This window comes from Ilumatobacter sp. (genome assembly GCF_041688325.1).
Taxonomy (GTDB): Bacteria; Actinomycetota; Acidimicrobiia; order Acidimicrobiales; family Ilumatobacteraceae; genus Ilumatobacter_A.
On record NZ_JBDNIJ010000058.1, the window covers coordinates 1 to 6,704 of the forward strand.

A 6,704-nucleotide genomic window follows, 5' to 3' on the forward strand; every position below is an offset into this window, starting at 1 on the left:
CCAGCCAGGCGACTTCTTCGAGGGAACCGCCGAACGGTTCATCACCCAGTTCAAGCACATTGCCGAGTCCGACTCAATCGCTGACCTGTTCGCCCGGCTCGAAGCCGACGGAATCCTGCTCCGGCTCAGCACCGACGTTGAGCCAACGATGTACCGCTGCTCGACCGTCACCCAAGACGAGCTCGTTCAGCTCCGCCGAATCACCGATGTTGTCCGCCTTGGCCGGGTGCAACGCATCGACATCGACCAGATCGTCCTCGACGACGGAGTGGTGCCCACGAGCGGCGACACCGCCCATATCGACTGCACCGCCGATGGCCTCGCCCGCCGCCCGCCAAAGCAGGTCTTCGACGGCAACCGCATCACGCTCCAGACCGTTCGGCACTGCCAGCAAGTGTTCAGCGCGGCCTTCATTGCGCACTGCGAAGCGGCCTACGACACGTCCGACGAAAAGAACGGGCTCTGTGGTGTTGTGCCCCACCCGGACGCCGCGACCGACTGGATCCGCACTGCGCATGGCAACTCGCTGAATAGCGCGAAATGGGGCGCCGACCCGGCTCTCCAGGCGTGGCTCGCCAACAGTCGCCTCGACGGATTTAGCTCGACTGACACGCCGAGCGACGAGCTGATCACCCTGATGATGGGTGCACTCGACCACGCCGAGCCGGCTCTCGCCAAGCTCGAGCAGTACGTTGCCGAACTCGACGCCGCCGGTCAGTAGGCGCCGCTGAGAAGCGGGCGACAGCCGACCCGTTGTTCACTGTGCCGCGGGCGCGGCGGTGGCCAGCGTCTCCGCTTCGGCCTTCGCTAACTTCTTGATTTTGACGTCTGCAATCGATCCGCGGATCGCGCCAGCAATGCCCTCGGGGTTGAGGATTGCGGTGAGAATGAGCAGCACGCCACCGATGAACACTTCCCATGTGCCGAAGGCGCTGATCACTTCACTGGTTGTGAAGAAGGCGACACCGGAAGCTGCCACGATGCCCGACGTGACCGCCCCGCTCACACTGGTGATCCCGCCCAGGTAGGCAACGGCAAGCGCGGTCAGCGACGCAACCACGCCGAACGACACATCGGAAACGGCTCCGAAACGGTAGGCAGTCATGCAACCGGCGATGCCGGCGATGAATGCTGAGAGCATGAATACCTGCAACTTGACCCTGGCGATGTTGATGCCTGCCGCGCTGGCGGCACGCTCGTTCGATCGCACGGCGAGCATTCGTCGGCCCATCCCGCTGCGCCGAACACTCGACACCATCAACGCCATGGCGAGCGCGATGACAACCAGGAAAATTCCGAAGATGGGTCGCGACGACTTGGTGCCCAGCACAAGTGCGAGATCCCAGTCACCCAATTTCGGTGACGGGACCTTTGCCCCGCCCGTGCTGGCATCGCCGACGTACTTCGGGTTCTTGAAGATGAACTCTGACACTGCAACACCGCCCGCGAGTGTCACGATCGCGAGGTTCGTGCCCCGCAGACGCAGGGCGGGTAGGCCGATGATGACTCCGGATACCGCTGCGACGAGCGCAGCGAGCAGCGGGGCGATGGGGAACGGAATCCCCCAGGCGATTGCCATCTTCGACAACGTGAATCCGGCGATACCAGCGAATGCCATCTGAGCGAGCGAGGTCTGCCCACCGAAGCCGGTGAGCACCACGAACGACAACGCCAACACCACGGCGATCACCGTGGTCATGATGGCACCGCGCCAAAGCGGGCCGAAGAACAGGAGGCCGATGACTGCCAGACCGACCGGCACGATCACGCTGATCGGCGTCACCTTGGAGGCCGGCACTGCGGGCAGTCGCCACCTATCGACCGCGCCTCGTTCGGGGAGGCGCTCACCGAGCAGGACCATCGCAACGATGATCACGAGGAACGGCAGCCCCTCGCGTGCGCCGTACTCGGGGAACCAGCTGAGGTCGACCTGCAGCTTGGTGAAGACCGACTGCACCATGCCAATGCCGAGGCCCGTCGCCACCGTTGGCCCGAAGTTGCGGAACTTTCCAATGAGCGCGGCTCCGAGTGCCGGGATGAGAAAGCCGAACGTGAAGACCTGGGAACCGAGTTGGAGCATCGGCGATGCGAGGATTGCGATGAAGCCGCTCACGACGCTTGCCAGCACGAAGCTGACCCCTGCGAGGAGATTCGGCGAATAGCCGAGCAGTACGGCACCTTTTTCGTTTTCGGCTGCTGCTCGCGTGACCAGGCCGAACCGGGTGTACTTGTAGAGCACCCACAGCAACGCACCGATCAGCGCGACGATGGCGGCGAGCCACAAGCCATCCCGGGGGATCGTCAGATCACCGGTGAGCGTGTACGACTCGCGAGGAAGGATCTTGCTCACCCGAATGTTGGTCTTGTCCGCGAATCTTCGCTCAACGAGTGAGGTCAAGACGACGACCAATCCGACGCTCGCCACCACTTTGGCGAGCGACGGGGCCTTGGCCAACGGCTTGAACACGAGCAGGTACACGAGCAGGCCCAACGCCGCGGCGGTGAGCAACGCCAGGATCATCGCCCATCGAAAGCCGACGTCACCGTTGAAGTGGTAGCGATCGGGCAGCCCGGGTATCGGAAAAACGTAGGCGCCCTCGCGCAACTCGGCGTACACGTACGTCGCCCACATCGCCATGGCGCCATGGGACAAGTTGACGACGCCTGACCCCTGGAAGGTAATGACCAGCCCGAACGCGAGCCCGGCGATGATCGCACCCGCCCCACTGCCGAGCAGAAGGTAGAACGCGTAGTCACTCATCGATCGGGCTCGCTTCGGTTCGGTTCAACGTCGGCTCAGGGCAGGTAGGCGATGCTGGACACTGCTTCGAGGCCTGGCACGGTCAGCACTTGTCCGCCTTCGAGGTACTCGGCGAACGGGAACGTGAAGGCACAGATTGCCGAATACGTCTCGGACTGGCCGCACTCGACAAGCGATCCTGATGGCCACTGCTGCAACGCCGGCGTCGTGCCGAGGTACTCGTACAACGACTTTCCGGTCAGATCGCCACCCGCTGCGACAACGGCGTTGGAGTACACCGCCAACGACATCGTCATGACCACACCGAGTCCGCCGAGCCCAAGTGCGGTCGGATCGACCTCTTCGGGAGCGATGCCCAATGCAGGGGCCACAACTTCTTGCAGGATCAGCTTCTCCGGCGTGTCTTCGGTGGTCTGAATTCCAGCGAACACCCACCCGATGGCGTCGTCACCGACTTCGGCAATGACGTCAGCATCTGCGCAGATGCTCGTGGTGATCACCGGTGTGTCGATGCCGAGCGATGCGCGACCTCGAATCGTGCCGATGCACCCGGCGTCGGCATAGAGCGAAATGATCACGTCGGGGTCGCCGTCTGCAGCCTGGCGCATCAAGCCTTGATAGCCGGCATCGGTTTCGTTGTCGCCGCCTTTCACTGTGGTGTGGGCAATCCCAGCGGCGTCGAGCGACGCGGTGAGTGATGCCTCACTCGCGTTGGCGCCGGCGTTATCGGCACTGACGATGCCGACCGTTGCTGCACCGAAGTGGTCTTTGGCGACCGCAGCGATCGAGGCCATCGTCGTAGCGTTGCCGCCGGTGAGGAACAAGGCGTTGGCGGCGTAGTCGCCCGGCAGGATCGGCAGCATGCCGATGACGGGAACGTCGGCCGCGGTGTATGTCGCGTAGTCGGGGAACAGGTCGAGGCCCAAGAGCACCAATTCGACGCCCTTTCCTGTGAGTTCCTGTGCGCACGCTTGCGACGTGTCGGGCGCGCCGTTGACGGCGCAGTGGACCAATTCGATCGGGCGGTTGCCCAGGCCACCGTGCTCGTTGAGATAGTCGACTGCTGCACTGACATTGGTCCGGATGTCGGGAAAGTCCAGGCCGGGCGAGCCTTCGGAGTTGACGAGACCAACTTTGATTGGTTCACCGGTTGGGGGAGCCAACGTGGGGAACACCTTGGCTGGATCGTCATCCGTCGCAGCCGGTTCGGAATCGACGGGGGCGTCAGTCGCCGCTGGCTCTGTGTCGTCTGGTGCATCGGTCGCCGCTGGCGCTGGCTCGGTAGCGGCTGGTGCGTCGGTGGCTGGTGCTGCCTCCGTCGCGGCCGGTTCCGCGATTGTCGAAGACGCCCCGTCGCTGCTGCACGCAGCAGCAATGAGTGCAAACGATGCGAGCAGCACGCCAAGCGAGCCTCTGCGCCGTCCCCGTCGTGGTGATGCGGTCGTTGAGCTATACATGTTTCCCCCCTCAGTGAGCCGTCGATCTAGAAATCGACGCCCTGTTGTGAATTGGTGTTCGTTGCACTTTCGTCATCTGCAGTCGGCCCGATCCCCATCGAGTCAACTGCGGCGTCAGTCGGCCACTGCGCTGGGCACCCAGTTGCCGTGGAACCCGAACGGCACTCGCGGTAGTTGCACGGTTGCCACCGGTTCGTTGCTCATGGTTGCTGCGTCGAAGATCGCGAACTCACTGGTGTCGGTGTTGGCGTCATAGACATAGGTCATGAGGTAGCCGTCGTCTTCGTTGACGGCCCCGTCCTTCGGCACGAAGGACGATTCGCCTGGAAGACGGCCCGATCCGACATCGACGCTCGTCCGCGCCCCGGTCTCAAGGTCGTATTTCAGAATGGCACCGTTCGCCGACAGCGGGTCCTCAAACGCCGACGCCGCCGCGTTGGCCATCATGTAGCCGAAGCGGTGCTTCAGACCGACGCGGGAATCGGGAACCCGTGGGAACTCAGCGGGCAGGTCGTCGATCTGTTCTTCCGAGACTCGTCCCGAGGCGGTGTCAATGGTCCACCGGTACAACGCTGGCTCGGGGAAGTCCATTGCACTGTCGCGCCAGACGTGATCGAGTCGGGCAACATCAAGGATGATCTTGGTGCCGTCTTCGTAGGCGTTCATCGGGTGGAAGACGTAGCAAGGGTTGATGTCGTACCAGACGACCGAGGCGTCGTTGCCATTGCGCGGCATCACGCCGAGCCGCGCTGGATAGTCGTCGCTCCAGTGGATCGGCATCTCGCCGCGCATCGCCATGTCCATGTCGAACACGGCGGGCAGATCCATGAAGATGACATGGTTCTGAGTCATGTTGAAGTCGTGCATCATCGTCGGTCCGCCGACGGTGATTTTCTCGCTCTGCACGAGTTCGCCAGTGGCCGAGACACGGAGGTAAGTGAGGTACGGCGCGAACAGTGAGTAGCCGAACCCGACGAGTTCGCCGTTGACAGGACACAGTTTCGGATGGGCCGTGAACGACCCCTTCAACTTGCCGTCGTAGTCGGTGGGCCCGACGGTGTCGAGATTGCCGTCGAGCACATACGGGAAGTGACCCTCTTCCAACGCCAGAATCTGGCCGGCGTGGCCAACCACGTTGGTGTTCGCCTTCGACGCAGCCATGTCGGTGAGGCTGTCGTTGAGATCGATCACCGGGCGTTCAGGCGTCGAGATGAATGGGGTCTGGACGTACCGGTTGCGGTACCACTCGGCTGTGCCGCCACGGAGCCGAATGCCGTGGATCATCCCGTCGCCGAGGAACGGGTGATCGCTGAACCCTGTAACCGGGTTGGCGCCGTTGCGCACATAGCGGCCGTCGAGTTCCGCGGGAATCGTGCCGGTCACCTTGAGGTCGGTGATCGTGCGTTCCTCCGTCAGCGGCGCCCAGTTGCCTCGGAGGTGGAGCGGCAGTTCCTCGATGTTCTCGATGGTCGACATGTCGTGATTTCCTGTCGTTTTGTGTTGCGATGATTGGAGCGATCTCGCTGGCTGAGCAAACAGTACACGATTAAACCAGGCGGATGTACTGGGAGTAAATTTAGTGTGATTGCGCCTCAGCCGTCGTCGTCGAACCCGAGTGAGCGGCCAGCGTCGAGGTCGTCGACGGCAGCAAACGTTCGGCGAACCAACGCCTCGAAGAGTGCCGTGCCGCGTTCATTGGCGGGGTCGATCGTCAACAGGCTGGCGCCGAATGACACTGCGTAGAAGACGAGCCCTTCGAGATATCCCTGGCGGACCGAGTCGACCGTTACTGCGTCAATGGGAACGCCGCCGGCATGCAGACCTGCCACGTATCGTTCGAGCAAATCGTCTTCGTGCGCACGGCGCATCTCCACGGTGAGGTTGTTCGCACAGAAGTAGACGAAGTCGGCCTGGCCTGGGGCCCGCATCGCAAGCTGCCAGTCGATCATTGCGACAGAACCATCGTCGGAGAAGAACAGATTGTCGAGTCGGTAGTCGCCGTGGGTCAGCGTGATGGGTTCGTCGAAATGTCCGGCGATCCATTCTGGGATGTCGCCGACGAATCGTTCGCACCATCGCAGACATCGATCCGGCAGCTCGTCACCGAACCGTTCGAGGAACAGCGGCCAACCCACTTCGAATGTTGCCCCGAGGGTGAGGATCGACGGATCGTCGAGTCCGGGCATCCAGGTGAACGTCTCCAGCAGTGGATGCTCGAACCACGTCGCATGGTGTCGAGCGATTGCGTCGATGGCCTGTTCGGCTTGGGCGAGAGTGGCGCCGGCCACGTGATCGCCAACGACGGCCGGCGCAAGATCTTCGAGCACGAGGCACGGCGGCTCCGCGATGTTGACGAACGCACGTGGGATGCGGATCTGCATGAGCGGGGCGACGTCGAGGTAGAAGCGGTGCTCGCGTTCCCAGAGTCGCATCATCTCTCCGATGAACTGCCCGCCGGGATCAGCCGTTGGCAACTTGACGATCAC

4 protein-coding genes and 1 pseudogene are annotated in these 6,704 nt (G+C 62.8%); 1 reads left to right on the forward strand and 4 read right to left on the reverse strand.

Annotated features, from left to right (window positions below; translation table 11 throughout):
* Positions 1 to 721 (forward strand): annotated as a pseudogene (locus ACH2EI_RS04440) (NAD(P)/FAD-dependent oxidoreductase); the annotation flags it as partial.
* A 36-nt stretch (positions 722 to 757) separates the two neighbouring features.
* Here ACH2EI_RS04440 and ACH2EI_RS04445 read toward each other — a convergent pair.
* From ACH2EI_RS04445 to ACH2EI_RS04460, 4 genes are all read right to left on the reverse strand, one after another.
* Entirely contained in the window at positions 758 to 2,761 is a 2,004-nt protein-coding gene (locus ACH2EI_RS04445) for an ABC transporter permease (RefSeq protein ID WP_395154552.1), read from the reverse strand.
* Between the two features lie 35 nt (positions 2,762 to 2,796).
* Complete coding sequence (locus tag ACH2EI_RS04450; protein ID WP_395159242.1) at positions 2,797 to 4,161, reverse strand: ABC transporter substrate-binding protein; 1,365 nt, start codon at positions 4,159 to 4,161, stop codon at positions 2,797 to 2,799.
* A 171-nt stretch (positions 4,162 to 4,332) separates the two neighbouring features.
* On the reverse strand, positions 4,333 to 5,694 hold the full coding sequence (locus tag ACH2EI_RS04455; RefSeq protein ID WP_395159244.1) for a carotenoid oxygenase family protein: 1,362 nt from the start codon (positions 5,692 to 5,694) through the stop codon (positions 4,333 to 4,335).
* 116 nt (positions 5,695 to 5,810) lie between these two features.
* On the reverse strand, positions 5,811 to 6,704 hold an 894-nt coding region (locus tag ACH2EI_RS04460), incomplete at its 5' end, for a phosphotransferase (RefSeq protein ID WP_395159246.1).